Source organism: Rhizobacter sp. P2_H2 (assembly GCF_056403375.1).
Genome location: NZ_JBFUFP010001165.1, coordinates 1 through 1,627, shown reverse-complemented (window position 1 = coordinate 1,627; position 1,627 = coordinate 1). Strand labels below are relative to the sequence as shown.

Below are 1,627 nucleotides of genomic sequence, written 5' to 3'. Positions count from 1 at the left end.
GGCCGCTGCGCGCCGCGACACGCCGCCGCTCGCCGCGGCCGGCCTGCTGGCCGGCGCCGCGTTGTCGATGCTGGCCGCCGGCGCCGTGATGACGGACGAGGCGCTCACCGTGGGCACCACGCTGGCGATGGCCGGCCTGTGGCAGGCGCTGCACGGACCACGGCACCGCCGTGGCAGCGCGCTGCTGTTCGCCGGGTTGGCGATCGGGCTGCTCGCCAAGGGCCCGCTGGTGCTGGTGCTCGTGGGCCTGCCGGCAGCGGCCTGGGCACTGGCCACCCGGCAGGTGGGCCGCGTGTGGCACGCGCTGCCGTGGGCCACCGGCCTGGCCTTCACCGCCGTGGCCGCCGGCTGGTGGTACCTGGCGGCGGAGCTGAAGACGCCGGGCTTCATCGACTACTTCATCGTCGGCGAACACTGGCACCGCTTCGTCACGCCGGGCTGGTCGGGCGACCGCTACGGCTTCGCGCACGCCTTTCCGATCGGCACGATCTGGCTCTTTGCGCTGGTGTCGGCGTTGCCGTGGCCGCTGGTGCTGCTGGCTGCCGGCCTCAGGCACCCCAAGGCAGTGCTCGACAGGCTCGCTGGGAACGCTGAACCGACGAATCAGCGCTGGTGGCGCCTCTACCTCGTGTGCTGGTCGCTGGCGCCGCTGGTGTTCTTCACCGCGGCGCGCAACATCATCCTGCCGTACGCACTGCCCGCCTTGCCGGCGATGGCGCTGCTGGCCAGCCACTGGCTGCGCGGGCGCGTCGGCAGCGCGCGCGTGGACGCGTGGGTCGCCGGCGGCCTCGCGCTGTCGATGACCGGCGCCCTGGCACTCGTCCTGTACGCCGAACACAGTGGCACCTTCAGCGACAACTCGACCAAGGAGGTCATCGGCGCCTGGGAAGCCCAGCGCCACCGCGGCGGCGAATCGCTGGTGTTCGTGACCGAGCGCTTGCACTCGGCGTCGTTCTACAGTGCCGGCCGGGCCGAGTTCGCCGACACCTCCGCCGAAGCGCTCGACCGCCTCGGCCCGCGCGGCGGCTTCATTGCGCTGCGCCGCGACGACGCCGCGCGCCTCGCGCAGTTGTGCGGCGTCACGGAGCGCACCTCGGTCGGTGGCTTCGTGCTGCTGCATGTGCATACTGCGATTCCACCCTTGACTTCGTTGAAAGGTTCTCCATGAAACGACTCACCCTCGCCGCCCTGATCGGCATCGTCGCGGCCGTGCCGCTCAGCGCCTTCGCCAAGGCGGACTGCAAGGCTTACCCCAAGGCCGAATGGATGAAGGAAGCCGACGCCAAGGCCAAGCTCGAAGGCCAGGGCTACACGATCAGCAAGTTCAAGGTCGACGGCAACTGCTACGAGATCTACGGCAAGAACAAGGAAGGCAAGAAGGTCGAGATCTACTTCGACGCCAAGACGCTGGACCCGGTGAAGTCCGAAATCGAGAAGTAAGCCGATGTCCGCCCTGCCCGATGGCCGCGTCCGCGTGTGGGATCGGGTCGTCCGGCTGTGCCACTGGGGCCTCGCGGCGCTGGTGGTGCTGGATCTCGTGCGCGACGACGGCGACTGGTGGCACCGGCTCGCCGGCTACGTCGCGGTCAGCGTCGTGGCGGTGCGTTGCCTGTGGGCCGCACTGCAC

General features: G+C 70.3%; 2 protein-coding genes and 1 pseudogene. All 3 read left to right on the top strand.

Annotated elements, in window-relative coordinates; genetic code table 11:
* On the top strand, positions 1-1,168 hold a 1,168-nt coding region (locus AC1D15_RS31185; RefSeq protein ID WP_477829085.1), incomplete at its 5' end, for a phospholipid carrier-dependent glycosyltransferase.
* On the top strand, positions 1,165-1,440 hold the full coding sequence (locus AC1D15_RS31180; RefSeq protein WP_477829084.1) for a PepSY domain-containing protein: 276 nt from the start codon (positions 1,165-1,167) through the stop codon (positions 1,438-1,440). The genes AC1D15_RS31185 and AC1D15_RS31180, both read left to right, overlap by 4 nt.
* A gap of 4 nt (positions 1,441-1,444) precedes the next feature.
* A pseudogene (locus tag AC1D15_RS31175) lies at positions 1,445-1,627 on the top strand (hypothetical protein); the annotation flags it as partial.